Below are 25358 nucleotides of genomic sequence, written 5' to 3' on the forward strand. Positions count from 1 at the left end.
GCGGTGTCTCGGTGTCACGTGGCGGTGGGCGTCCTTGCCAGGGCCACTCTGGCGGGGCTGATCTGCCTTGCGGGCGTTCCGGCCGCGGCGAAGACGACCGAATTTGGGGCGGTGCCGCTCGTGGGCGGTGACAGCGACAATGGGTTCGGCTTTGGGGGCATCGCCAGTGTGGCGGCGCCCGACCCGCAGCGCCCGCCTTATCGCTGGAGCCTGGAGGCGGGCGGATTCATCACCTTCGACACACGGGATGACCGCCCGGCGAGCCCCTACCAGGATCTCTACCTGCGCTGGGTGGCGCCCCGGCTCGGGGGCGGCAGGCTGTGGGCCGAGGCCCGGGGCTCGTGGACCCGCGAAAACGCGCTCGACTACTACGGCATCGGCAACGCCAGCGTGCGGCCCGCCGACAGCGATTCCGATCGAGATGCCTATGCGCGCCGCCATCCGGAGGTGTATCTGAGGGTGCGGCTGCGGCTTTGGGGCCCGTGGGCGCTGGCACTTGGCCAAACCTTCGCCCACAACGGGCTGGCCATTCCTTCGCGCAGCTTCGTCGCCCGGGACCTGAGGGCACCGCCCGAAGGTTTTGCGGCCGCCTTCCGCACGGTGGGGGACCACGGGGTGGCGCGCAGCGAAGGCGGCGTGGTCTTCGACACGCGCGACACCGAACTTTCGCCCACGAAGGGCCAGTTTCACGTGCTCAGGGCACGGGTCAGCCCCCGCCTGGGAGAGGCGCTGCCTTACGGCTACCAGCAACTCAATCTGACCCTGCGCGGGTACCGTGCGCTGGGCGCGCCCACGCGGGTGTTGGCCGGCCGCCTGGTGGGCGATGTGTTGTTCGGGGATGCGCCGTTTTACGAGCTGACCCGCTTCGACGATACCAACGCCGTGGGAGGGCCCAAGGGCGTGCGCGGGGTGCCCGCGCAGCGGTTCTACGGCAAGGTGAAGCTGTTCTCGAACCTCGAGCTGCGTGCGCTGCTGCTGCGTTTTCGCCTCGCGGGCAAGGCGTTTTCGCTCGGCAGTGTGACGTTCTTCGATGTGGGGCGGGTGTGGTCGGATCTTTCGCCCAGCCGCGCGCTGGACGGCACGGGGCTGGGGCTTCACTACGGTCTCGGCGCGGGTCTGCGCCTCACGCAGGGAAGCACCTTTGTCGTGCGGGCCGATCTCGCCTGGTCGCCCGACGCGCGCCCGCTGGGGGCCTACGTGAGTGCAGGGCAGGTGTTTTGAGGCGGACGGGTCAAAGCCACAGGTCCGTCAGCGTGGCCACCAAAAAGGCGACCGACACGTACCCGTTCAGGTTGAAAAACGCCATGTCGAGCCGGGACAGATCCGAGGGGCGCAGGATGCTGTGCTCCCACACGAGGATGCCCGCGATCACGGCGAGGCCTGCGAAGTAGATGGCCTGCAGGCCGCCCGAAAGCCCCGTGAACACGAGCGCAACGAGCGTCACCCCGTGCAGCCCGCCCGAGATCCACAGCGCGCCTTTCACGCCGAAGCGCACCGGGATCGAGCGCAGCTGGGCGCTTTCATCGAAGCCCCGATCGGCCAGGGCGTAAAGGATGTCGAAGCCTCCGATCCAGGTGGTGACCGCCAGCATCAGCCACAGGGCGGGCGCGGCCAGGCCCCCCGTGACGGCGATCCAGGCGCCTGCGGGTCCGGCCGCGATCGCAAAGCCCAGCACGAGGTGGCAAAGCCAGGTGAAGCGCTTGGTGTAGGAGTAGCCCAGCACCAAGCCCAGGGCCACCGGGCTTAGCGCCAGGCACAGGGGTCCCAGGTAGGCCGACACGGCGATGAAGATCGCGCTCGAGAGCAGCACGAGGGCCACGGCCGTACGGAGAGGAACGAGGCCGCGGGGGATCTCACGGTTCGCCGTACGTGGGTTGCGGGCGTCGAAGTGCCGATCGACGATGCGGTTCCAGCCCATAGCGGCGGTGCGGGCGGCGGCCATCGCCACCACGATCGCACCCAATCGAGGCCAGGTGAGCGCGTGGGTGCGCGAGGCCATCGCCGCCGCGGCCAAGGCAAAGGGCAGGGCGAAGACGGTGTGGCTGAACTTGATCATGCGCCCGAAGGTCCTCACCTGGGCGAGGACGCCGCGAGGCGGGGTGACAGGATCGGGCAGGGAGAGGCTAGGGGGGGCGGAGGTCGGCTTCATGTCATCCATTCCACAGAGGTCGGCGCGCCCTGGACGAGGGTGCGGAGCAAAGCTTCGGCGTGGGGCGCTTCGACGGGCACCGCGAGCACCCCCGGGCGTTGGCCAGGCGTAAGCGAGCCCAACCAGGGCCTTTCGAGGGCGATGGCGCCCCCGTGGGTGGCGGCTTCGAGCCACAGGTGGGGCGGCAGCGCGGGAAAGGCACCGGCCAGGGCCTTCATTTCGTCCCAGAGGGAGAGCGAGGCCACCGACGCCAGGCTGTCGGTGCCGAGCGCCAGGGTCAGCCCGGCATCGACCATCGCGGGCACGGGTGGTGCGCGGCCGCTGATGTGTTGGTTCGAGCGCAGGCAGAGCACCACGGGCGCGGCGGCGGCGCGCGCCCTGACGATCTCCGGCTCGCCCGCCAGACACATGTGCACGAGCAAGGGCGCCGGGGGGCCCGCGAAGGCGCCGAGCCGCTCGAGGTAGGGGCCCGGGCCCATGCCGGGGGTGCGGCTGCCGGGCGGCACACCCAGGCGCGCGAGCACGGGCGCCCAGGCCCCGACGCCCGTCTCGAGCAGCGCGAGCTCGTCGGTGTCCTCGGCGAGGTGGATCGTGGTGCGTTGCCCGGCCGCCTGCGCGGCCGCGAACAGCCGCGCCAGCAGCGCGGGGCCACCCGAGTAGGGCGCGTGGGGGGCCTGCACGTAGCGGAACCGCAGCGGCCAGTGGCCCGCCCGCACGAGCGCTTCTTGCTCGGCCCGCAAGGCCTCGAGGCCCGCGCCGCTTCCGTCGTCGCGGGAGCCCAGGATCTCGTGAAAAAAACTGCCTTCCAGGGGGACCTGCCCGAGCGCCTCGACGCATCCAAGACCGTTGCCCACGTCCCCAAGCGCGATCGTTCCCGCCCGATGCGCAGACGCAGCGGCCCTGTGAGCCGCGGCCAGGCGCGCGGCGTCGGCCACGTCGCCGGCCGCCCGCTGCAGGCGCCCCACCCAGGGCACGAGGCCCTCGCCCCCGGGCACGCCGCCTGCGAGCGCCGAAAGTTCGAGGTGGGTGTGCGCGTTCACCAGGGCGGGCAAGAGGGTGCCGTGCACGTGCCGCTGCCGCGCGGGCCCTGCCTGTTTTGCGAGGACCTCGGCGGGCCCCACGGCCACGATGCTTCCCTCGGCGTCCAGCCACACGGCGCCCTCACGCAAGGGCGGAGCCGTGATGGGCACCACCCAGGAGGCGCTCACCAGTTGGCCCGTGCGGCCCTCGTGCGCCATCTTTTCCGCTCCTCAGCGCTGCGACGAGGGCAAAAGCTCGTAGCGCATGTTTCGGCGGCGCGGGAGAAAGCCCGCCTCGCGCACGTAGCGTTCGATGTCCTGCGCCGAGAGCTTGAACACCGCGCCGGCTTGCGACACCACGTTTTCCTCGATCATCGCGCTGCCGAAGTCGTTGCCGCCGAAGCGCAGCGCCACCTGGCCCACCTCGGGACCCATCGTGGGCCACGAGACCTGCAAACTGGGAAAGTTGTCGAGGTAAAGCCGCGACAGCGCGAACACCCGCAAGTAACGCATGGCCGTGGTGTCGTCCTTGAGCTTGAGGCGGGTGCCTTCGGCCTGGAAGGGCCAGCAGATGTACGCGGTAAAACCGCCCGTTTCGTCCTGCAGCGCCCGCAGATGTTCGAGGTGGTTGAAGATGTGCTGCGGGGTCTCGCCAAAGCCGAACACCAACGTGCCCGTGGTGCGCAGCCCGAGCGCGTGCGCCTGGCGCATGACCTCGAGCCAGGTCTCCGTCGAGCACTTGAGCGGCGAGATGCGCTCGCGGATCTCGTCGTCGAGGATCTCGGCGCCGCCGCCCGGAATGGAATCGAGGCCGGCGTCCACGAGCCGTTCGATCACGGCCCGCAGCGACAGGTTTTCGAGCTCGGCGATGTAACGGATCTCCTCGGGCGACAGCCCATGGATCGCCAGAGGAAAGTTGGCCTTCATCCAGCGGAAGAGATCCTCGTAGTACGCAAGCGGTAGATCGGGGTTCAAGCCCCCCTGCAGCAGGATCTGAACACCGCCGAGATCGACCGTTTCCTTGAGCTTCTGCGCCAGCACGTCCTTGGGCAAGGTGTAGCCGTCGGCGCGGCCCGGTGGGCGGTAGAAGTTGCAGAACTTGCACCGGGTCACGCACACGTTCGTGTAGTTGACGTTCCGATCGATGATGTACGTCACCACGCCATCGCCGTGCAGGGACTTGCGGCGCAGGTCGGCGGCCGCGCCGAGATCCAGCGTGGGGGCTTCGGCATAGAGCCGAAGCGCGTCCTCGTACCCCAAGCGCTGGCCCGCGGCGGCGTCCGTGAGAAGGGCATCAATCGATTTGTTCGGGTGGTCCACGCCCGTGCGGGGCACGGGCAAAGGCGCAGCCGTGCGGACCGTGGTGATGGGGCGCTCGGGGCGGCCATCGTCGAAGAAACGCAACGGTGGTTTGCGGGGCAAAAGGCCTGCCGCGTGAGCCCGCGTGAAAAACGCCGTGGCGCCCGAAAGTTCTTCGGCCCCGAGCTGGTAGCGGATGTTGCGGGTGAGATAGGCCTCGCAGGCCTCGGGAGAAAGATGCGAGTTTTCGGCCCAGCCGCGGGCGATCTCGGCCCGGTGTTCGAGCCCCTGACGAAGGCTCTCCTTGAGCAGCGCCACCGCTTCACCCTCCACCGCGCCCGGCCGCCCGGCCCACACGGCGTAGACGAAGGGCAGGCCCACCCAGCGCGTCCATTCGGTGCCGAGATCGTAGACGTAGGGGAAGCGCTCGGCGGCTGCGAACGCGGGGTCACCGATCATCAGTGCGCCCCGGCGGCCCTGCACGCTGTCCACCAAGGTCTCGTGTGCGGTGAGCGCGAAGCCCGGGGAGAGCCCGCGCTCGTGGGACAGCAGCTTGACCAGCGTCGCCGACGTCCGCGACGCGCTGTCGGTGCCGATGAACTCCATCTCTTCCCATGGCACTTCGCCGACCAACAACACCGTGCGCACGGGGCCCTTGCCCGCCACCGCCACGCCCGGCACCACGCGCAGCTCACCCTCGATGGTCGCGAGCGAGGCGGTGGGCAGCAGCGCCAGATCCACCTCGCCGTGCGCGAGCCTGTCGGCGCAGCGCGAGGGCAGATCGTAGGTGAGCTCGAAGCGTTCGCCCATCCGGCCCAGGCCCCGCTCGAGCGCGTACGTGATGGGCCGCGCGTTCAGAAACGAAACGGCGGCCAGGCGCAGCTTGCGGTCAGGCGCGCTCATGGCACCACCTCCAGCGCGCGGCGGCTCACGTTGCGGCGGAAGGGCTTTTGCGGGACCAGGGCGTCGCCTTCGGCGATCACGTTGTAGAGCGTGTCGCGCTCGACAGGGGTGCGCCCGGCGTTGACGATGAGGCGCACGATCTCGTCGGGGGCCAGGGTCTGCGGCGTCTCCGCACCGGCCATGTGATAGATCTTTTCCTCTTGCACGGTGCCATCGAGATCATCGGCACCGAACCAAAGCGCCGTTTGCGCCGTCTTCACCCCCAGCATCACCCAGTACGCCTTGAGGTGCGGGATGTTGTCCAGAAGCAACCGGGCCACCGCGTACGTGCGCAGGTCTTCGATGCCCGTGGGCGCAGGCAGCTTCATGAGGGCGTTGTTGTCGGGGTGGAAGGCCAGGGGGATGAAGGTCTGAAAGCCGCCTGTTTCGTCTTGCAGGGCGCGCAGCGCGAGCATGTGGTCCACACGTTCTTCCAGGGTCTCGATGTGCCCGTAGAGCATCGTGCAGTTCGATCGCATGCCCATCTGGTGGGCCGTGCGGTGTACGGCCAGCCATTCTTCGGCGTTGCACTTGTCGTCGCACACCTTCTTGCGCACCCGCGGGGCAAAGATCTCGGCGCCGCCGCCCGGCAGGGAATCGAGACCGGCGGCCCGCAGCTGCTCCAGCACCTCCTTTACGGAGAGTCCGTAGCGCTGGTGGTAGTAGTGCACTTCCACCGCCGTAAAGGCCTTGAGATGGATGTCCGGCTTGATGCGCTTGAGACCCGCGAGGAGGTCCGTGTAGTAGGAAAACGGCAGGCCCGGGTGAAGGCCATTGACGATATGGATCTCCGTCACGGGCTCGCCCACGTCCACGCGCCTTTGCAGACGGCCGAGGGCTTCTTCGAGCGAAAGGGTCTGCGCCTGGGGGCTGCCCTCCTCGAGCCGCGCGAACGAGCAGAACCGGCAGCTGGCCACACAGACGTTCGTGGCGTTGATGTGGAAGTTCCGGTTGAAGTACGTGCGCGCGCCGTGCATCCGCTCCCGGACCTCATTGGCCAGGGCGCCGAGCTCCATCAGGTTGGCGTGATCGAAGAGCGCGACACCGTCCTCGAAGGACAGAGGCTCGCCGTCTTTGACTTTGTCGCGAATGCGGGAAAACGTGCTCATGGGGTCACCTCTTCGAGCCGGCCGCCTGCCAGGCGTTCCACCGGCTGGAGCTGCGCGCCTGCAATGAAAACCACGACCTCCTTGCGGGTCATGGCGGGGTTGTTGGCGTTGGCGCCCAGGCGCAGGGCGCGTTCCGAAACGATGGGGCCATAAAGCCCGTTGGCCCCGAAGCCGAGCGCCATCTGCGCCAGCCGGTGGCCGAGGCGCGCGAAGTCGGCCACCACGGCCGTGCCCGCGAAGCGAACGCCGCAGGCGGCGAAGTGGGCCAGGGTATCGAGGCCCATGGGCTCGCCCGTGGGCGTGGGGATCACCGCTTCCACGGGGGTACCACGCTCACGGCAGGCGTGGAGGAACGCTTCCACGGCGTTCAGGCGCTCCTCGCGCGTGGCGGGGGCTTCACCGGCTTCGTAGGGCACCCGCAGCTGACCCCGCATCCCCAGCGCGAGCGCCGCGCTCATGGTGGGCAGGGACGCGCCCACGAACACCTGCGCGCCCGCGGCCCAGGCCGCATCGAGCCCGCCCAGCGCCGGCAGGTCGCTTTCTTCGACCACGCTGTCGGCGGCATCCTTCGGGCCCTGCCACGTGCCCGTACCAAGCAGACGGCGGCTGCGGGCGAAGACGCATCGATTGCCGCCCAGGCGCTGGCGAAGCTCGTTGGCCGTGCGGGCCTGTGCGAACAGATCCGCGGGTGGCATGTCGGCGCACGGGACGGTTGGGGGCGAGACGCTGTCGTGGGTGTGCATCAGACCAGGGTTCCTTCCGGGCCCTCGCCCCACCGGGGCATCAGGCGGTTGTCGAGGCCCAGGTGATCCAGCACCCGGGCGTTCACGGTGTCGACCAGGGCCTCGACCCCGCGGGGCTGGCTGTAGAACGAAGGGCTCGCGGGCAACACCACGGCGCCCGCGCGCGTGACGGCCGCCATGTTCTCGATGTGCAGCAGCGACAAGGGGGTCTCGCGGAACACGAGCACCAGCTTGCGTCGCTCCTTGAGCATCACGTCCGCCGCCCGGCCCACGAGGTCGTCCGAGATGCCGTGAGCGATGCGCGCGAGGCCACCCGCTGAACACGGCACCACCACCATGGCGTGCCAGCCCGCCGAGCCCGAGGCGAACGGGGCCGAAAAGTCCGAACGTTCGTAGCGACGAAACGGCAGGTCCGGGGGGCCACCCAGCTCGTGCTTCCACACCTGCTCACCGGCGCGCGAGAAGCAGACACCCACCTCCAGGGGCTCGCCCGCGTCCCGAAGCGCAGCCAGGCTGAGCAGCAGGCGTTGTGCGTAGATCGCGCCCGAGGCGCCGCCCACGGCCACCACGATTTTGCGGGGGCCCGGGCGCATCATTGCGCCACCACCAGCGACGCCACGCCGGCCGGAAACAGCTCCCGCCCCGTCACGGAGGCAAAGCCCGCGGCCTCGAGCTCGCCTTGTACCTCGCGGCGGCTGGCGAAGGCCGCGATGGAGTCCGGCAGGTACCGATAAGCGTCGCGGTCACCCGTCACCGCCCACCCGACCAGGGGCAGGATGTGCTTGTTGTACAAACGGTCGAAGAAAAAGCGCGGGCGCTCGGGGCGGAAGAACTCCAGCACCACGAGGCGGGCACCGGGCTTGAGCACGCGCCGCAGCTCCGCAAAGGCCTGCGGGCGGTTCACGAGGTTCCGTACGCAAAACGCGCTGAACGCCCCATCGAAGACCTGCGCCCGGTAGGGCAGGTGGTGCCCGTCCGCCCCGTGTGGGGCCACGCAGGCTGGGGCTGGCACCTTGCCCACGCCCACCCGCAGCATCTGCTGGGCAAAGTCGGCGGCCGCCACCCGCGCACCGGGCGCGCGGCGTGCGATCTCGATCGAGCCGTCCAGCGTGCCCGCGCCGAGGTCCAGCAGGCAGGGCGCGGCGCCCGCGGTCTCGAGAAGCGGCAGGAGCGCTTGCTTGCGCCAGCGCTTGTCCACCCCGGCGGACATCACCCGGTTGGCGGCATCGTAACGGCCCGCGATCCGATCGAACATACCGCGCACGTCGGTGCGCGCGGCCAACGAGGGTGGGGGAGGGGCGCTCGCGGCGGGCATTCAGACCACCCGCTCCACGGAGAGCCAGGCCAACGCCGAGAGGGCCTGCCGATAGGGGCTGTCGGGCAAAGCGCCGAGAGCCGCCTGTGCTTGCTCCACCAGCCGGTGGGCGTGGCGCCGCGCGGCTTCGACGCCTCCGCAGCGCTGCACCAGCCTCAGCACCTCGGCCGTGGCGGGCGCGGCCATACCCGTGTCCGTCATGTGCCGGGCCAGCGCCTGCTGTACGGCGGGGTCGAGCTCGGCGGCCAACAAGACCGGCAAGGTCAGTTTGCCCTCGGCCAGGTCGTGGCCCACCGACTTGCCGGCCGTGGCTTCGTCCACCGCGCAGTCGAGGATGTCGTCGGCGATTTGGAAGGCGCGGCCCACCATGCGCCCGTAGGTCGTCATGGCTTCGAGGGGCCCTGGGTCCAGTGCGTCACCAACGCGTGCGCACCATGAGATGAGCGAGCCCGTCTTGCGGTCGATGACGTCCATGTATCCCGAAACCGTAACGTCCACCCGTCCCGCACGTTCCAACTGCGAAACCTCACCCTCCGCCATCTCCGTGACTGTCGCGGCCAGGGACTGGACGACCGGCAGGTGACCGGTGGCGCTGACCAACGCCAGAGCCCGGGCCAGGCAGAAGTCGCCCACCAGAACGACGACGCCGTTGCCGAACACCATGCGGGCGGCCGGGCGTCCGCGGCGGACACGCCCGTCGTCCACGACGTCGTCGTGAAAGAGCGTGGCGCTGTGAATCAACTCGGCGGCTACGCCCACTGCGATGCCCAACTCGACCGGGGCATGAGCGGCGCGGGCAGCGAGCACCGCCAGCAAGGGTCGGAGCCGCTTTCCGCCCGCCGCCAGCAGATGCTCCCCCACCTTTGGGATCGGCCCTACCTGGCTTTCCATCGCCGCGGACAGACGCTCGTCCACGTGTTTCATTTCTTCGGCCACCAGGGCCAAACCTCGCTCGAGGGCAGCGGACGTGCTCATACCCGCGGCCATCGGGGGCGCCGAAGGGGAGGCGGGTTGAACGTTGACGCGGGCGGTTTCGCTCATGAATCACCGGGTTGCAAAGCGTTTCGATGCTGCTCCGTCAGCGCCTTGCGGGGGAAATATTCAAAAAAAAATGAACGCCGGCAACCGCAAAGGGTGCGCCTTTCGGCCACACGGAGGGCCGATACCGGCCCGACCAGGAGCAAACCCCTCTGTGGTAGCGTGTGGGGTCGATTCACCTTGACACTTTGGCGGGGACGATACAGTACTTTTGCGTCCGTGTTTGACGGCTCACGGCAAGGCAGGTGCCTACACCTCCGCGCTGGGGTCGTCTCGGCGGCAAGGGTCTCGGGAGAGGTTCCATGGCCACGTACATCACAGAGGAATGCATCAACTGCGGCGCCTGCGAGCCCGAATGCCCGAACGAGGCAATCAGCGAAGGCGACTCGATTTACGTGATCGACCCGAACCTGTGCACCGAATGCGTGGGCTTTCACGACCACGAGGCCTGCCAGGCCGTATGCCCGGTCGAATGCTGTCTGCCCGATCCCAATCACGCCGAAGCCGAAGCGGAGTTGCTGGCGCGCGCTCGTGCGCTGCACCCCGGACAAGCCTTTCCCGATCTCGACGTGCTGCCCGCCAGCCTGTCGCGGTTCAGAAAGCTCGGCTAGCGATGCCTCCTGGCGACCTGGGCGCCGCCCCCGGCATCTACGGGAGGCGAAGCCCATGAAGCTCACCTCTCAGGAAGAGTACGGCCTGCGCTGCTTGCTGCAGATCGCTTCGGCCCCTGCGTGTTTCCTCACGATCCCCGAGGTGGCGCGCCGGGAGGCTTTGTCCACAGCGTACGTGGCGAAACTCATGCGCATCTTGCGCAGGGCGGGCTTCGTGCGGAGCGTGCGTGGGCAAAAGGGTGGCTTCGAGTTGGCGGTGGCCCCGATGCAGATCAACGTGGGCGCGGTTCTCGACGCTCTCGGGGGCCGGCTGTATTCGCCGGCGTTCTGCGAAGCCCATGCCGGCGAGCGCTGCGTCTGCGTGCACAGCGTGGACTGTTCCTTACGATCGCTTTGGACCAACGTGGACGCGGCGATTCAGGGCGTGCTCAACCGCACACAGCTCGGTCATCTGATTCGGGTGGGAGGCGCGGGGGCAAGTGGTCCGGGCTGCGGACTCTTGGACGCTCGGCGGGATCGGGGTGGGCCTGAGGAGAAGAAGCTGGTCAGTGGATTGCAAGCGGGTTCGGCGGGTCACGTCGCGGAGGCTCTTTGTCTTCGCGTCCACGGCCAAGACGACGCGAACAATCAGACGCAGCAAGAAAGCGAGGCTTGAGGGAATGGAACGCAGTCAAGGCGGGTTGCGGGGGAGGTTCCCAAAGCTGGGTTCGGCAAAAAGGTTGCATAGCGGGGCGCGGAGAAGGTTGCAAACGCGCCGCGCTTCGGATAATCCGGTCGCGCTCGAAAGGCGTCGTCCGAACAACGTAGGGCCGGATGGCGGCCAGGTGGGGTCAGGGCGGGGGGGCACCGGAGGGCGCTGAAGCGCCTCGAGGGGTTCCGGGCGGTCAACATCGAGACATCAAAGTGGACTTGGGCAAGACATGAGACTGGTTAGAGTCAAAAAGAAGGTGAAGGCTCCGGTGCCAACGGCACCCGTGGCTCCGGCCGCGGACGTGCAGGAAGACGAGGCATCGGATTTCGACAATGACAGCGACGAAGCCACAGAAGACTTCGACGCCAGCGCCGATGCCGAGGTGGAGGAGCGCGTCGCCGCGCCCGCGAAGGCCACCAAGAAGGCGAAGGCCTCGAAGTCGACCAGCAGCGACGGCGATCGCGATCAAAGCCTGTTCCGTCGCTACCTGCGCGACGTGAACGGCCTCGACGTGATGGCGCCGGAGCAAGAGTTCGCGATGGCGCGTCGGATCGAGTCGCTCAAGCTCGAGCTGTGGAACGTGATCCTCGGACACGGCCCTGCGGGAGCTCTCATCGTCGAATCGATCGAGCGCCTGATGGAGAACAAGTTCGAGGACTGGGAAGGCTACCGCAAGCTCCTGGTCAAAGAGCTCGCCACGGCTGCCAAGGCCAAGCCGGCTTCGCGGGCCAAGGATCCAGGCCCGCTCGCCAAGGTGGCCAAAGCCGCCAAGGCCGCAGCCAAGGCCTCGGGCGCCAAGAGCCCCAGGGCCTCGAGCCACGACGAGGGCCCCGTGCGCTCACCCGCGCTCGAGAAGCGTCTCGACTTCTACGTGGACGCTGCCGGCACCGCCGATCCGGAAGGAACGGCCGTGGAGGCGATCGTCGACTATCTGTCCTCGTTGCCCCCGTCTCGCACCACCGGGATCCAGGGCTTCGACGCCTACATGTCGAGCCTGCGCCGGGCGCGCTCCTCCCTGCGGACCGCCAAGAACGACTTCGTCAGTGCCAACCTCAGGTTGGTGGTGGCCGTGGCCGCCCGCTACAGCCGCGAGCTCCTCACGTTCGAGGATCTGGTGCAGGAGGGCAACATCGGCCTGATGAAGGCGGTGGACCGTTTCGACTACCGGAAGGGTTTCCGTTTCTCCACGTACGCCTCGTGGTGGATCCGCCATGCCATCGGGCGCGCACTTGCCGACAAGGCGCGGCTCGTGCGGTTGCCGGTGCACGTGCTGGATGCGCAACAGAAGGTGGAGAAGACCCGCCGGGCCCTCACCGCGCAGCTGGGTCGCAAGCCCACGCCGGCCGAGATCGCCAAGGAGACGGGCCTCGATCAAGAAGAGGTGGAGCGCATCAACGCCCTGCCATCTTCGAGCCCACTGTCTCTCGACGAGCCGTTCTCGGACGAAGACGACGACCGTTCGCGCATGGACACCCTTGCCGATCCCGAACCCGGGCCCGAGCCGGTGGATCGTCTCGCGCAGACGGAGACGGAAAAGGCGATGATCAGCCTGATGGCTCAGCTCAAGCCCGTCGAGGTGGATATCCTGCGCAAGCGCTTCGGCCTTCACGATGGCCGCGAGCGGACGCTGCAGGAGATCGGCGACGAGCACCGGCTCTCGCGCGAGCGCATCCGTCAGGTGCAAGATCGTGCGCTCAACAAGCTGCGAGGCGCCTTGAACCAGTACCTCGCCACGGGCAACGCCGCGAGCACACCCGCTGCCGCCCCGGCACGCGGTCAGGCTTCGGCCCAGGCCCGCGGCCAACTCTGAGCCGCCCTGGCGTCACGAAAGACCGTCGCAACGCGCGTGGATGTCACGCGCGGGGCGGCGGTCGCTTCGTTGCGGGGCTCTCGTCGCGCGGCTCGGCCGCCGGCTGAGGCTGACGGGAGCGGAACACCTCGCGAAACCTGCCGATGTCCAGTGACAGCTCGCCCAGCAACATGTCGAGCAGTGTCTCACCCACCTGGCACACGGCCTGAAGCTGGGTGAGCCGCTCGAGGGCGAAGGCGGCCTCTTTGCGTTCGGCGCCGCTGGCTTGTCTCCGCGCCGCCCGGGCGTGGCGACAGGCGCGATCGACGTAGCCCACCGCCGCGTGGATCTCCTTGCGCTCGCGCTCGTTGAGCACGCTCGAGATCATGTGCCAGAAGTCGGTTTCGGCCTCGTAGTGATCCTGGCGCGAGCCCGGGGGGCGCAGCTTCTTTACCACCCCCCAGCGCACGAGCGCCGCCAGGGTCATCGAAGCGTTCCCGGCCGAGATGTGCAGGCGCTTCTGCACGTCCAGCCGGGAAAGGGGCTCGGGGGCCAGGTAAAGCAGGCCAAACGCACGACCCATCGTGCGGGTGAAGCCCCAAAAGGCGGCAATGCGCCCACAGGTTTCGATCCCCAGGCTGCGGGCCTGTGCGAGATCGCTTTCGTCCACCGGCCCCGCCATGACGTTGGAACTTAAGGGGTGGCCCGTGTGCGCAGCGCCTGGGCCAGCGACACGTCCACGTCTTTGCGGGGCGCGGGGGCCCGGGCTGCCAGCTGGCCGCAGGCTGCGTCGATGTCGTCGCCCCGGGGCATGCGAATGTACACCTGAATGCCCCGGGCGCGGAGGCGCCCCTGGAACGACAACACGCGTTCGGTGCTGGGGCGCTGGAACTGCGGACCGTTGAAAGGGTTCCAGGGGATGAGATTCACCATGCTGGGCAGGCCGCTCACCAGGCGCACCAGACGGTCGGCGTCCGCGTCGGCGTCGTTGACGCCCGCCAGCAGCACGTACTCGAAGGTGATCTTGCGCCCGTGACCCAGGGGAAAGCGCTTCACCGCGGCCATCAGCGTGGCGATCGGCCACTTGCGGTTGATCGGCATGATCTGGTCCCGCACCTCGTCCGACGAGGCATTGAGGGAGATGGCCAGGTTGGGCACGTGTTCGAGCGCGGCCAATTTCTCGATGCCGGTGACCAGGCCCGACGTGCTGATGGTGATCCGACGGGGCGAAAACGCCGCACCCCAGGGGTGGCAGAGCAGCTCGAAGGCGCGCTTGACGTTGTCGAAGTTGTGCAGCGGTTCACCCATGCCCATGAACACGATGTTCGTGGGGCGGCGGCCCGCCAGCTCCGTGGCCCAGTAGACCTGCGAGACGATCTCGCCGGCGCTGAGGTTGCGGCCAAAGCCCAGTGTGGCCGTGGCGCAGAACTTACAGTCGATGGCGCACCCCACTTGCGAGGAAATGCAGAGGGTGAGTCGGTCCCGCTCCTGGTTGTCGTCAGGGATCAGCACGGCCTCGATGGAACGGCCGTCGTGGGTCGAGAAGGCAAACTTACGGGTGCCATCGCGCGCGCTCTGCTCGACGGCCAGCCCCAAAGCGGACGGGGCGGCCTCGGCCGCCAAGATCTCGCGCAGGGCGGCGGGCACGTTGCAGGGGGCGTTGAGGTCCCGCACGGCGCCCACGCCACCAGCCCCCGGGCCGTGCAGCCACCGAAACACCTGTTCGGCCCTGTAGGGCGGGTGTCCGGCGGCCACGACCCGGGGCTTGAGCTCGGCGGGGGTGAGGTCTCTGAGATCCACGGCGCCCAGTTGTAGCATGCGCCTTCCTTCGGTTCCGCTTCACCCGCACGCGGGCGGGCGCGCCGGGGCGGCCCCAAGGGCGCACAGCCTAGCGGCGCCGTCGCCGCAGCCGGAAAGCGCCCCCCAGCGCCAGCAGCACGAGAGCTCCGGCGCCCGTGGGGGCGTCGCCGCCGTGGCCAAGCGCGCAGGAACAGCCGCCCCCCTCCGTGCGCACCGTGCGGGTCACGCGGGTGTCGGGGCAGTCGCTGCGGGGGAGGCACTGCGGGATGCCATCGGCCGTGAGCGTGCACGCAAAACAGCCGTTGCTGGGGCAGGTGACCGTCTTGCAGGGATCGTCCTTGCATTGGCCTGTGAGGGGCACGCAGGCCTGCCCCGGGCATACCCTGAGAAGACAGGCGTTCGCCTGGCACTGGCCGGTGGCCGGATCGCAGACCTGACCGCTGGCGCAGGCGATGCCACTGCAGGCGTCCGCTTCACAGGAGCCCTTCACGCACCGCTGGCCTCCCGGGCAGGCCGTGGCGCAGTTGTCGATGCACTGGCCCTCCTGGCAGTACTGGTTAGCCGCGCAGGCCACGCCCGCGCAGGGATCCGCCGCGCACGCGCCGGCGAGACAGAGCTGACCCGGCTGGCAGAGGCTGGGCACCGTGCGGCAGTCGTTGCACACGCCGTTGACGCAGCGGGCGGGGGCCTGGCAGACCACACCCTGGCAAGGATCTTCGCAGGCGCCCGAGCCCGGGTTGCAGCGGAAGCCGGGCATGCAGGTGACGTCGCGGCACTTGGTGGAAAGGCACACCTCGACCGCGGCATCGTCCACCGAGCGCCGCCCCTCGTTGCACGCGAAGCCCGGTGGGCACGGGAACTCGCCGCTGCTGCACGGCAACTCGCACTTGGCGGGCACGAGATCGACCACGGGATCCTTCTTCACGCAGATGCGTCCGTTCGGGCAGATTATCTCACCGTCATCGGTGAGGCCATCGCAGTCGTTGTCTTTGCCGTCGCAGGTCTCGTCCCGCGGGGGCACGCAGCCCTGGCACGAAAGCCCCAAGGCGCCCGCACACACCTGCTTGCCCTTGCGGCACTCGCCCGTGCTGAGCTGCTCGAGGGTGAAGGGTTCACAGGCGCAGTCGGCGCCGCCCAGGCCTTCATCGGTCTGGCCGTTGCAGTCGTTGTCCTTGCCGTCGCAAAGCTCGGGCATGGGGGTGTTGACCTGCACGCACACCAGCGCGCCCCCGCGGCAGGCAAACGCGCCCGCCTTGCATTCACCCACGGCCACACCGCAGGGCTCGCCTTCCCCGGGCAGCGTCGTTTGCCCCTCGGGCGGTTCGTCAACCATGCCGTCGCAGTCGTCGTCCACGTTGTTGCAAAGCTCGGGGGTGCCGGCCACCGGAGGGGCGTCGCACACCGTGCCCAGGCCGTTCGGCGCGCACACCTTGGTGCCGGCACGGAAGCAGGCGCCCCGGCCGCCGTTGTTGCAGGCGGCGCCAAGGTCGAAGCCCTCGTCGATCTGGCCGTTGCAGTTGTTGTCTTTCCCGTCGCAGATCTCGCTTGCCGGACCCTGGCAGCCGTTGCAGGCGAGGGCGCCCGCCGTACATGCGGTGACACCCAGCCGGCACATGCCCTTGCCGTCCTGCTCGGGGGTGACGAGCCCGTTGCAGGTGCAGCTTTCGCCCGCCCCGGGCAGGGGGGCTTCGTCGACGAGGCCATCGCAGTCGTCGTCGACGCCGTTGCAGATCTCCGCGGGGGGCACGGTCTGCGCGATGATGCCCACGAGCTCGCGCTTGATCTCGTCGCTGTTGGTGAAGTCGACGCCGATGGCCTTCGTGGTGCCGCCACTGGCGGCGATGGCATCCAGGGGGTTGCTGGCGCCCCCCAGCAGGCTTCTGTCCGTGAGGACGTAAACGGGCACCTGTGAGTTTTGGAAGAGTGTGCTGGCCTGGGTGCGCGGGTTGAAGGGGGAAAGCTCCGCTTCGTCGCACTTCTCGATGCCGTCGGTCACCAGGATCACCAGGTTCTTGCGGCACTGGCCCTTCGGGTCCACGAAGGCCGCGCCGTTTTTCCGGCGCACATAGTTGTCGTAGTAGAGTCGGGCGTAAAAGAGTGAACGGCCAAGCGGCGTGGCGAAACCCAGCTCGGGGTTGTTGCCCTTGCCCGTACCGCCGGCCCGGATCTCCGGATCCGTGATCACCCCACCCGAAGCCGCTTCGGTCAGGTTGATCCATCGCAGGAGCTCGGCCACGTTGCCGTCGGCCGGATCGTAATCGCCAGGGGCCGGTTTGCCCGTGTTGGCTTTGTTGGTCACGGGAACCACGATGGCCTCGCGGTAGGCGCTATCGAACCAGGCGCCGTATTCGGTCTGGTTGCTGTTGTGGGTAGTGAGCTGGCAGCCGACGCGGGTGCTGTTGTCGTTGAAGTAGCGGCCGCGGGGACATACGGGGCTGCTGTTCGGCGCTTCCTTTTGCGGGTAGCGCATGAGCCCGAAGTTCGCCTCATCGGTGCCCACCTGCGCAAGCGTCTCGCGGAGGGCCTGTTTGAGCAGAAAAATGCGCCTGTTGGTGCCCTGGCCCCCGCAGAGCGGAGAGCCATCGAGGCGGTTGAGGGTGTTCCACTCGTCGTTGTCCGCCATCGACCCCGACGTGTCGAAGACGATGAGGATGTTGGGCTTGAGCGCCTGTGCGTGCGCAGGGCTGGCGGTGGCCAGCGCCGCAGCGCCTGCTGCCAGGACGACCCACGAGCGTTTCACGAAAGCCATGGCGGGTTCCTCGAGGTTGCGAAGGGTCACAGCACACCGTCCTTGCAGCAGCGAAAGCCCACCGAGGGCAGCCGCACGGCGATGTCGGGGCAGGGAGCTTGTGGGCTGCACGCCTGGCCGTTCGGGCAGCTGCCGTTTTTGCATTCGGCGGGCCCGGGGGCGGGGGTGTTGCCATCGCAACGAAGCCCCGGGGCCACCCGCCGCATGGCGGTGCAGGGCTCGGACGTGCACGAGGGATCCGGCTGCAAGTAGCTGGTGTTGTTGTAGGCGCCCCCCCGCAGCTCGAACCCCAGCGGGGTGGCCGTGGGCAAGGTGGTGAGCACCCACTCCTTGAGGTTGCCGCTCATGTCGAAGAGATCGTCGGTGACGGCCGGGTCACCCTGGTCCGACAGGCACATGACCGCGTTGCCCACGGGCAGGGGGGCCGGCGTGGCCTGGAAGTCCGCCCCGTTGCACTTGGCGCCGTCGTAGAGGTTTCCGTAGGGGAAGGCGCTGTTGCCGCCGCCGTTGCAGGCGTCCAGCCATTCCTCTTTCGTGCACAACCGCCAGCCCGCGCCGATCGTCTGGCAGGCCGCTTGCGCTTCTTCCTTGGTGACGTTGCCCCAGGGCTGTCGGCCCTTGACGCTGCAGGGACGCCTGTTCGAGACCATACCCGGTGTGGTGGTGTTGGCGTCGTGCCGCGAGGCCTCGTAGGCGAACATGGTGACGGTCCGGCCCGCAGGGCTGAGCACCACCAGCCTGTCGTCGCTGGTTTTGTCCATGGCCGAGAGCAGCTCGTCGGTTTTGCCATCGCAATCGTTGTCGAAGCCGTCGCAGGTCTCGGCCCCGGGGGCGCCTGGTGGGGTGTCGCATTCGGTGCCGGTTTTGTCCGCCTTGCAGCGCAGCCGGCCTTGCCGCACGCACTCGCCGAACACCTTTTGCCCCTGGGCATCCGTGTCGGCCACACAGGCGGCCCCCACGCGGAAGCCTTCATCGACGAGCCCATCGCAGTCGTTGTCCAGGCCATCACAGCCCTTGGCCATGTCTTCGCCGCTTTCCTGGTAAAGCGAAGCCGGGTAGGGGCACGACCAGGTGGTCACCACCACGTTGGCCATGGCTGCGTCCTTTCCGATGATTACGGGGCCACACACCGGCGTCACGCCGGCGCAGACGCCCATGCCCCGGCAGGTGATGGTGGGCGTGACCCCATCATCGATCAGGCCGTTGCAATCGTTGTCGACGCCGTCGCAGAGTTCAACGCCGCCGTTGGTCTTCTGGCATTCGCAGCCGGCTTTGGTGGGGTCGCTGTCGCTGAAGCCGGGCTGGCAATCGGTTTGTTTGCACACGCCCTGATCGCACCGTGCGAGGGCGAACGGGAAGCTGCACAGGCGGTTGCAGGCGCCGCAGTGCTTGAGGTCGGCGTCGAGGTCGAAGCCTTCGTCGGTTTTGCCGTCGCAGTCGTTGTCGAGGCCATCGCAGGCGGCTTCGGGTTTGTCGCCGGCCGTGTCGCGCTCCGCACCGACCAGGATGCACTCGCAGCCGTTGGTGGCCCCGTTGTCGATGTCGATGGCGCCGGTCACGCAGGAATAGCCACAGGTGCCGGCCTGGCAGGTGGTGAGCGCGTTCGGGCGGTCCTGGCACACGTTGTTGCACGAGCCACACGATTCGGTGCGGGTCAGCACCTCGGCCGCGACGTCATCGATGGTGCCGTTGCAGTCGTCGTCGATGCCGTTGCACAGCTCGGTCGTGGGCGTGCACGCGTCCATGCGGGGGGGCGCGGTGTCCAGCTTGGGTGCCGCATCGAGCTTCGGGGCGTTGGCATCGGCGGGCGTGGGCCCGGCGTCTTGCTCACCCGGCGGCGATCCGATGGTGATCGGCAGCTCACGCTCTGCGCAACCAGGGAGGCACATGAGTGTGGGGGCCATCAGGAAAACGAGAAGAGCTCTCTTTAAGTTCGGCATCGGCGAAAGGGTTCCTCATTCACACGGAGCGAAGGGGCCGCGCGCACCCGAACGGCTTGGGGCGTCTCAGCAAGGGCATCATAGGGAAACGGCCCGGAAAACCACAGAGGTTTGTGGGCAGCTCCTGCCGAGGTCCGGGGGCAGCGCGGCGACGTTCGAAAGCAAAAACGGCGCCGACCGTGGGGTCAGGCGCCGCCTGTGCGAGCCAAGTCTCAATGGCTCTATCTTGGTGGGCCGAAGGCTGGCTCAGCCCTGCAGGCCCAGGTCCGATCCACGGAAGAACCAGCCGAGCTCGAACTGGGCGGTATCGGGCCCGTCGCTGCCGTGAACGGCGTTGCGTTCGATGTTCGTGCCGAACTTGTGACGAATGGTTCCTTCCGGTGCCTTGGCGGCGTCGGTGGGGCCCATCAGCTGCCGGTAGCGGGCGATGGCGTCCTCACCCTCGAGGGCCATCAGCACACAGGGGCCGGAGGTCATGAAGCCGATGAGGTCCTTGAAGAAGGGCCGCGCCTTGTGCACTGCGTAGAAGCCTTCGGCTTCGTGCACTGACATCCGGGTCATGCGCAGGCTCAGAAGTTTGAAGCCTGCGCCTTCGACCATGGACAGGATGCCGCCCGTGGAGCCGCTTGCGACGGCGTCGGGTTTGATGATTCCAAAAGTGCGTTCGATTGCCATGAACGAGGGACTCCGATTCTAGAACAGCGACGCGACGGTTGTGCCGAGCTCGGCGGGGGTGGCGGCCACCTTGATGCCGGCTTCCTGCATGGCGGCGATCTTGTCGCCCGCGCCGCCCTTGCCGCCACTGATGATGGCGCCGGCGTGGCCCATGCGGCGTCCGGGAGGGGCGGTGACACCGGCGATGAAGCCGGCGACGGGCTTGGACATGTGATCCTTGACGAAGCGGGCGGCCTGCTCCTCGGAGGAGCCCCCGATCTCGCCAATCATCAGCACGGCCTTGGTGTCGGGATCGGCCTCGAAGAGCTGGAGGGCTTCGATGAAGTCCATGCCCTTGACGGGGTCACCGCCGATGCCGATGCAGGTGGTTTGCCCGAGGCCGAGCTGCGTGAGCTGGTGGGCGGCTTCGTAGGTCAGCGTGCCCGAGCGGCTGACCACACCCACCTTGCCGGGGGTGTGGATGTAGCCGGGCATGATGCCGATCTTGCACTGGCCGGGCGTGATCACGCCGGGGCAGTTCGGGCCCACGAGGCGCGTTTTGGGGAAGGCGTCGAGCGCGCGCTTGGTCTTCACCATGTCGAGCGTGGGGATGCCTTCGGTGATGCACACCACCAGCTCGATGCCGGCAAACGCGGCTTCCACGATGGCGTCGGCGGCGCCGGGCGGGGGCACATAGATGACGGACGCGTTGGCGCCCGTTTTGGCCACGGCTTCGGCCACGGTGTCGAAGACGGGGAAGCCTTCGTGGACGAGGCCGCCTTTGCCCGGGGTCACACCGCCCACGACCTGGGTGCCGTATTCACGCATTTGCTTGGCGTGAAAGGTGCCGGCCGACCCGGTGAGGCCCTGAACGATGAGCTTGGTGTTCTTGCTGACGAGAACGGACATGACGTTTAAGCCTTTCCTGCGAGGGCAACGATCTTCTTGGCCCCGTCGGCCATGTCGTCGGCGGCGGTGAGGGCCAGGCCGGACTCGGACAGGATCTTCTTGCCGAGCGCGACGTTGGTGCCTTCGAGGCGCACGACCAGGGGCACTTTCAGGCCCACGTCCTTCACGGCGGCGATGACGCCTTCCGCGATGGTGTCGCACTTCATGATGCCACCGAAGATGTTGACGAAGATGCCTTTGACGGCGGGGTCGGCGGTGATGATCTTGAAGGCCGCGGTGACCTTTTCCTTCGTGGCGCCGCCGCCCACATCGAGGAAGTTGGCGGGCTCGCCGCCGTAGTGCTTGATGGTGTCCATGGTGGCCATGGCCAGGCCGGCGCCGTTGACCATGCAGCCGATGGTGCCATCGAGCTTGATGTACGAAAGATCGTACTTCTTGGCCTCGATCTCCTGGGGCTCTTCCTCGTCGAGGTCGCGCAGGGTCTCGAGATCCTTGTGGCGGTAAAGGGCGTTGTCGTCGAAGTTGATCTTGCAGTCGAGGGCAACGACCTTGTCGTCCTTGGTGAGAACGAGGGGGTTGATCTCGAAGAGGCTGGCGTCTTCGGCGATGAAGGCCTGGTACACCTTCAAGAGGAACGCGGTGGCGTTCTTGGCGGCGTCGCCCTTGAGCTCGAGGCCGTAGGCCAGGTTGCGGGCCTGAAAGCCGGTGAGGCCGAGGGTGGGGTCGACGTACTCTTTCAGGATCTTCTCGGGGGTGTTGGCGGCGACCTCCTCGATGTCCATGCCGCCTTCGGAGGAGGCCATCACCACGACCTTGCCGGACTCGCGGTCGACCAGCAGGCCGACGTAAAGCTCGCGGGCGATGGCGGCGCCCTGCTCGACGAGCAGGCGGTTCACCTTTTGGCCGGCGGGGCTGGTTTGGTGGGTGATGAGGTTCATGCCGAGGATCTTGCCGGCGGCGTCAGTGGCGGCGTCGGCGCCTTTGACGACCTTGACGCCTCCGCCTTTGCCGCGTCCGCCAGCGTGGATCTGGGCCTTGACGACCACGACCTCGTTGCCGGTGTCAGCGATGATCTTCTGGGCGGCCGCGGTGGCTTCGGCCACGGAGAAGGCGGGGATGCCCTGGGGCACGGGCACGCCGTACTTCCGCAGGATGTCTTTGGCTTGGTACTCGTGGATTTTCATAGCTTGCTCGAGGCGGTGATGAGTTCGCGGACGGCGTCGGCGCTCTTGGCGAGCATGGCCTTTTCTTCGTCGTTGAGTTCGATGGTGACGACCTTTTCGATGCCCTGGCCACCGATGATGACGGGCACGCCCATGTAGAGGTCGCTGTAGCCGTATTCGCCGGTGAGGTAGGCGGCGGCGGGCAGCAGGCGCTTTTCGTCGCGCAGGAAGGCTTCGGCCATCTGGATGGCGGCGGAGGCGGGGGCGTAGAAGGCGCTGGTGCCCATGAGGCCGACGATCTCGCCGCCGCCTTTGCGGGTGCGGTCGACGATGGCGTCCAGCTTGTCCTTGGCGATGAACTGGGATACGGGCACGCCGTAGATGGTGCAGTTGCTGGTGACGGGCACCATGGTGTCGCCGTGGCCGCCGAGGACCATGGCGCGCACGTCCTTGACGGACACGCCGGCTTCGCGGGCGAGGAAGAGCTGGAAGCGGCCGGAGTCGAGCACGCCGGCCATGCCGATCACGCGCTCGCGGGGAAGGCCGGAGACCTTCTTCAGCTCGTAGACCATCGCGTCAAGCGGGTTCGAGATGCAGATCACGAAGGCTTCGGGGCAGTTTTCCTTGATCCCCTGGGCAACGCTGCGGATGATCTTGAGGTTGATGCCGAGCAGGTCGTCGCGGCTCATGCCGGGCTTGCGGGGCACGCCGGCGGTGATGATGACGACGTCGGATCCTTTGAGATCGGCCCAGTTGGAGGTGCCCCGGATCGCCGCGTCATAGCCGAGGATGGCGCCGTTCTGCTCGAGGTCGAGGGCTTTGCCCTTGGCCACCCCTTCTTTATCGGGGATGTCGAACAGCCAGACGTCGCCGAGTTCCTTACGGGCCGCGAGGGCCGCGAGTTCTCCGCCGATGTTGCCGGCACCAATGAGAGCGATTTTCTTGCGAGCGGGCACTGAGACCTCCTGGATTTGCGCGTCCTTGTCTAGCGTCCAGGGGGAAAAATGCCAATAGCAAAGTGCGGCGGAGGGGGGGAGGGGGGCTGCCTACATCGGGCAGGCGGGCCCGGGACCCCTCCGCAGGGGCGAACAAGTTGAACGGCGGCTTGCTGGTCGTTACCATCCGTGCCAAGCCATCATGATGACCGCACGCGCTCACGGCCGGGCAGAAGCGAAGGTGAAGAGCGCTGGTCTGCAACCAGTACCCGACGTTTACATATCGACGGACATCGAGACGGACGGGCCCATCCCCGGGCCGTTTTCGATGTTGTCGTTTGCCTTCGTCGAGATTGGAACCTTCGATGGGGCGCGCCTCTGCCGACCGCAGACGCCGCGCACCTTCTATCGGGAGCTGCGGCCCATTTCTGATCGCTTCGAGAACGAGGCGTTGGCGGTAAACGGGCTGGACCGTGGCAGGCTGCTCCGTGAGGGAACGGATCCTTCCACCGCGATGGAGGAGGCGCGCCACTTCGTCTCCGAACTGGCCGGGGGAGGAACTCCTGTTTTGGTGGCGTATCCGCTCTCGTTCGATTGGAGCTTCCTCTACTGGTACTTCGTGAGTTTTGGGGGCAGGTCGCCGTTCAACCATTCCCGGTGCTTCGACTTGAAGACGGCCGTGGCTGTAAAGGGGCGGCGCACGATCCTACGCGCGGGGCGGGATCAGCTGCCGGCTTCGCTGCAGAGTCGGATGAGTCACACGCACCACGCGTTGGACGATGCGATGGAGCAGGCCGATATTTTCGCACGCGTTTTCGATTGGGACGGTGCAGATGACGACGAATGACGAGTTCTTCACCGAACGAGCGAAGAATACGGCCGCGAGGGTGGCGGAGTGGTCGGCGGCATTCGAGGAGGAGCTTGGGGTCGACGGCAGGTCGGCGTTGTCCGACGGATGTGTGTACGCGGTGGGGTCTGCCGGAAGGGGCGAGCTTGGTGGGTCAAGTGACCTCGATGTCTTCATTGTGACGAACGGCGAACCATCCCGAGTGAATGAAGCGCTCGTGCAGGCCCCGCTCATAAGGATGATGCGGCGTTTCAAGTTGCCGCCCCCCTCTAACGACGCCACTTTCTTGAGACTGCATGGCGCCTCAGAGTTGGAGCACCGCCTCGGCGCCGTGAATGACGACTCGCCTCAGAACACGTTCACGGCAAGAATGCTCTTGCTTCTCGAGAGCAGGCCCTTTTACGGCCAGGAGGCCTATAAAGCCTTGCTCCGACGGGTTGTTCAAGCGTATTGGCGAAACGAACAAGCTCACGCGGATCATTACCTCCCCATGGTGCTGGTCAATGACATCGTTCGTTACTGGCGGGTCGTCCTGCTCAATTACGAAGCCAAGTTCGCCAGCAAAGAGCGTGAAGCCAAGACGTCAGGGGAGCTGGAGCAGGTGCGGCTGGCCAAGTGGCTGGCGAGCTACAAGCTCAGATTCGCCCGCTGCATGACGTGTTACTCGATGATCATCGTGCTGCTTTGGCAAACGAGAGAACAAGAGGGCAAGCTCCCTCACGTAAGTCAAGACATGATGCTCGAGCTGATCGGCCTGACACCCGTGCAGCGACTACAAGCCGTTCTGGCGGAAGCGACGGGCGCTGGTGCGGGTGGTGTTGTCACTCTCGTGGATGAATTGCTCGCGCTGTATGCCGGCTATCTCGCGTCGCGCACGATGCGGGATGACGAGTTGAAGGGCAAATTGCGCGACCGCTCGAACGGACCGTCTTTGTTCGAACGCGCAGACACGTTCGGCGACAAGATGGCGCAATTGGTGCAGGAGCTGGGAAGGTCATCGCGATTGATCCGATATGTGGTGGTCTGACGCAATGACTGAGAGCTTCTGGCGCCACATGAAGCTCCGCGTTGTCGGCGCACTTTTCACGCTTCTGCTCGTGGCGAATGGCGGCTGCATAAAGGCGGCGCCATCGGCTCCTGTCGATGTGGCCCCGCCAGCGCTTCCACCTACCGCCGCTGTTGTGCCTGCGGATGGTTTCCAAGATACTGCACCTCCGTCGGACTCTGTCCCGGCACACCCCATCTTCAACTCATGCGTGCTTCATGCGGGGGACGCGTCTGTTCGTCGCCGACAGCCATTGTTGCCAGACGGCAGCCTTGGCCCAGAGACCACGCTAGTTCAACGGATCCTAAATTCGTTCCGGGTTTGAGATCGTCCAGGGGAACTGGGAGACGACAATTTCGAGAAGGGCGTCGAGTTGTCCTCTGAAGAGCGTGGACTCCCAGCGCCCACGGTGGTCAGCAAAGTCGAGTCGCCACAGATGAACTGTATCGCGGCGAACCCTGAAGTGATTGAGGGGCTCGGAGTGCGGACCAGACTCCACGATGACGGCCGTTCCCCGCTTTCTTGCGCGCAGGCCATCGAATCCCCGCTTTGCGAGAAAGTCGAGGATCTGGTCGGGATGGTGGTCTTGGGCTTGAGGCGCAGGCATGTCG

The 25358-nt window shown here is 67.3% G+C and carries 23 protein-coding genes; 6 read left to right on the top strand and 17 right to left on the bottom strand.

From position 1 onward, the window contains the following. The first annotated feature begins 3 nt into the window (after positions 1-3). Positions 4-1221, top strand: a complete 1218-nt coding sequence (locus KA712_16880; protein MCG5054638.1) for an outer membrane protein assembly factor — start codon at positions 4-6, stop codon at positions 1219-1221. 10 nt (positions 1222-1231) lie between these two features. Here KA712_16880 and ubiA read toward each other — a convergent pair whose 3' ends face one another. From ubiA to KA712_16920, 8 genes are read right to left on the bottom strand one after another with little or no spacing between them, the layout of a single operon-like run. Continuing rightward, complete coding sequence (gene ubiA, locus KA712_16885; protein MCG5054639.1) at positions 1232-2149, bottom strand: putative 4-hydroxybenzoate polyprenyltransferase; 918 nt, start codon at positions 2147-2149, stop codon at positions 1232-1234. Next, on the bottom strand, positions 2146-3387 hold the full coding sequence (locus KA712_16890; protein ID MCG5054640.1) for an amidohydrolase family protein: 1242 nt from the start codon (positions 3385-3387) through the stop codon (positions 2146-2148). The genes ubiA and KA712_16890 overlap by 4 nt, the downstream gene beginning before the upstream one ends. 12 nt (positions 3388-3399) lie before the next feature. Beyond that, on the bottom strand, positions 3400-5370 hold the full coding sequence (mqnC, locus tag KA712_16895; GenBank protein ID MCG5054641.1) for a dehypoxanthine futalosine cyclase: 1971 nt from the start codon (positions 5368-5370) through the stop codon (positions 3400-3402). Continuing rightward, positions 5367-6518, bottom strand: coding sequence for an aminofutalosine synthase MqnE (gene mqnE, locus KA712_16900; GenBank protein ID MCG5054642.1), 1152 nt, complete (start codon positions 6516-6518; stop codon positions 5367-5369). Before mqnE ends, mqnC begins: the two co-directional genes overlap by 4 nt. Continuing rightward, the gene (locus KA712_16905; protein MCG5054643.1) at positions 6515-7261 is read right to left on the bottom strand and encodes a hypothetical protein; all 747 of its coding nucleotides are present in this window, start codon (positions 7259-7261) and stop codon (positions 6515-6517) included. The genes mqnE and KA712_16905 overlap by 4 nt, the downstream gene beginning before the upstream one ends. Next, positions 7261-7854, bottom strand: coding sequence for a UbiX family flavin prenyltransferase (locus KA712_16910; protein ID MCG5054644.1), 594 nt, complete (start codon positions 7852-7854; stop codon positions 7261-7263). Before KA712_16910 ends, KA712_16905 begins: the two co-directional genes overlap by 1 nt. After that, positions 7854-8576, bottom strand: a complete 723-nt coding sequence (locus KA712_16915; protein ID MCG5054645.1) for a ubiquinone/menaquinone biosynthesis methyltransferase — start codon at positions 8574-8576, stop codon at positions 7854-7856. Before KA712_16915 ends, KA712_16910 begins: the two co-directional genes overlap by 1 nt. After that, complete coding sequence (locus KA712_16920; GenBank protein MCG5054646.1) at positions 8577-9617, bottom strand: polyprenyl synthetase family protein; 1041 nt, start codon at positions 9615-9617, stop codon at positions 8577-8579. 299 nt (positions 9618-9916) lie between these two features. On the opposite strand from KA712_16920, the gene KA712_16925 reads away from it, so the two are divergent. From KA712_16925 to KA712_16935, 3 genes are all read left to right on the top strand, one after another. Beyond that, entirely contained in the window at positions 9917-10225 is a 309-nt protein-coding gene (locus KA712_16925; protein MCG5054647.1) for a YfhL family 4Fe-4S dicluster ferredoxin, read from the top strand. 55 nt (positions 10226-10280) lie between these two features. After that, positions 10281-10880 carry an Rrf2 family transcriptional regulator gene (locus KA712_16930; GenBank protein MCG5054648.1) on the top strand — a complete coding sequence of 200 codons (600 nt, stop codon included), beginning with the start codon at positions 10281-10283 and terminating at the stop codon, positions 10878-10880. A 265-nt stretch (positions 10881-11145) separates the two neighbouring features. Further along, positions 11146-12726, top strand: coding sequence for a sigma-70 family RNA polymerase sigma factor (locus KA712_16935; protein MCG5054649.1), 1581 nt, complete (start codon positions 11146-11148; stop codon positions 12724-12726). Positions 12727-12769: 43 nt separating this feature from the next. Here the strand turns inward: KA712_16935 and KA712_16940 are convergent, their stop codons facing one another. From KA712_16940 to mdh, 8 genes are all read right to left on the bottom strand, one after another. Further along, positions 12770-13387: a hypothetical protein gene (locus KA712_16940; GenBank protein MCG5054650.1), complete on the bottom strand. Its 618-nt coding sequence runs from the start codon at positions 13385-13387 to the stop codon at positions 12770-12772. An 11-nt stretch (positions 13388-13398) separates the two neighbouring features. Further along, positions 13399-14523, bottom strand: a complete 1125-nt coding sequence (rlmN, locus tag KA712_16945) for a 23S rRNA (adenine(2503)-C(2))-methyltransferase RlmN (protein ID MCG5054651.1) — start codon at positions 14521-14523, stop codon at positions 13399-13401. A gap of 70 nt (positions 14524-14593) precedes the next feature. Continuing rightward, the gene (locus KA712_16950) at positions 14594-17254 is read right to left on the bottom strand and encodes a hypothetical protein (GenBank protein MCG5054652.1); all 2661 of its coding nucleotides are present in this window, start codon (positions 17252-17254) and stop codon (positions 14594-14596) included. Between the two features lie 26 nt (positions 17255-17280). Then, positions 17281-19143 carry a formylglycine-generating enzyme family protein gene (locus tag KA712_16955; protein ID MCG5054653.1) on the bottom strand — a complete coding sequence of 621 codons (1863 nt, stop codon included), beginning with the start codon at positions 19141-19143 and terminating at the stop codon, positions 17281-17283. A 297-nt stretch (positions 19144-19440) separates the two neighbouring features. After that, on the bottom strand, positions 19441-19869 hold the full coding sequence (gene ndk, locus KA712_16960) for a nucleoside-diphosphate kinase (protein MCG5054654.1): 429 nt from the start codon (positions 19867-19869) through the stop codon (positions 19441-19443). Between the two features lie 18 nt (positions 19870-19887). Next, positions 19888-20757, bottom strand: coding sequence for a succinate--CoA ligase subunit alpha (gene sucD, locus KA712_16965; protein ID MCG5054655.1), 870 nt, complete (start codon positions 20755-20757; stop codon positions 19888-19890). A 5-nt stretch (positions 20758-20762) separates the two neighbouring features. Further along, on the bottom strand, positions 20763-21941 hold the full coding sequence (gene sucC, locus KA712_16970) for an ADP-forming succinate--CoA ligase subunit beta (protein MCG5054656.1): 1179 nt from the start codon (positions 21939-21941) through the stop codon (positions 20763-20765). Then, entirely contained in the window at positions 21938-22876 is a 939-nt protein-coding gene (gene mdh / locus KA712_16975) for a malate dehydrogenase (GenBank protein ID MCG5054657.1), read from the bottom strand. Before mdh ends, sucC begins: the two co-directional genes overlap by 4 nt. A 184-nt stretch (positions 22877-23060) precedes the next feature. On the opposite strand from mdh, the gene KA712_16980 reads away from it, so the two are divergent. Continuing rightward, positions 23061-23702, top strand: a complete 642-nt coding sequence (locus KA712_16980) for an exonuclease (protein MCG5054658.1) — start codon at positions 23061-23063, stop codon at positions 23700-23702. Continuing rightward, positions 23689-24729 (top strand): nucleotidyltransferase domain-containing protein, encoded by a 1041-nt coding sequence (locus KA712_16985; GenBank protein ID MCG5054659.1) that lies wholly within the window; start codon positions 23689-23691, stop codon positions 24727-24729. The genes KA712_16980 and KA712_16985 overlap by 14 nt, the downstream gene beginning before the upstream one ends. A 322-nt stretch (positions 24730-25051) precedes the next feature. On the opposite strand, the gene KA712_16990 is transcribed toward KA712_16985, so the two are convergent. Continuing rightward, a complete protein-coding gene (locus KA712_16990) occupies positions 25052-25354 on the bottom strand; it encodes a hypothetical protein (GenBank protein MCG5054660.1) in 303 nt (100 codons plus the stop codon). Positions 25355-25358 lie beyond the last annotated feature (4 nt).

The organism is Myxococcales bacterium, from assembly GCA_022184915.1.
In the GTDB taxonomy this organism is placed as follows: domain Bacteria; phylum Myxococcota_A; class Polyangia; order Fen-1088; family Fen-1088; genus JAGTJU01.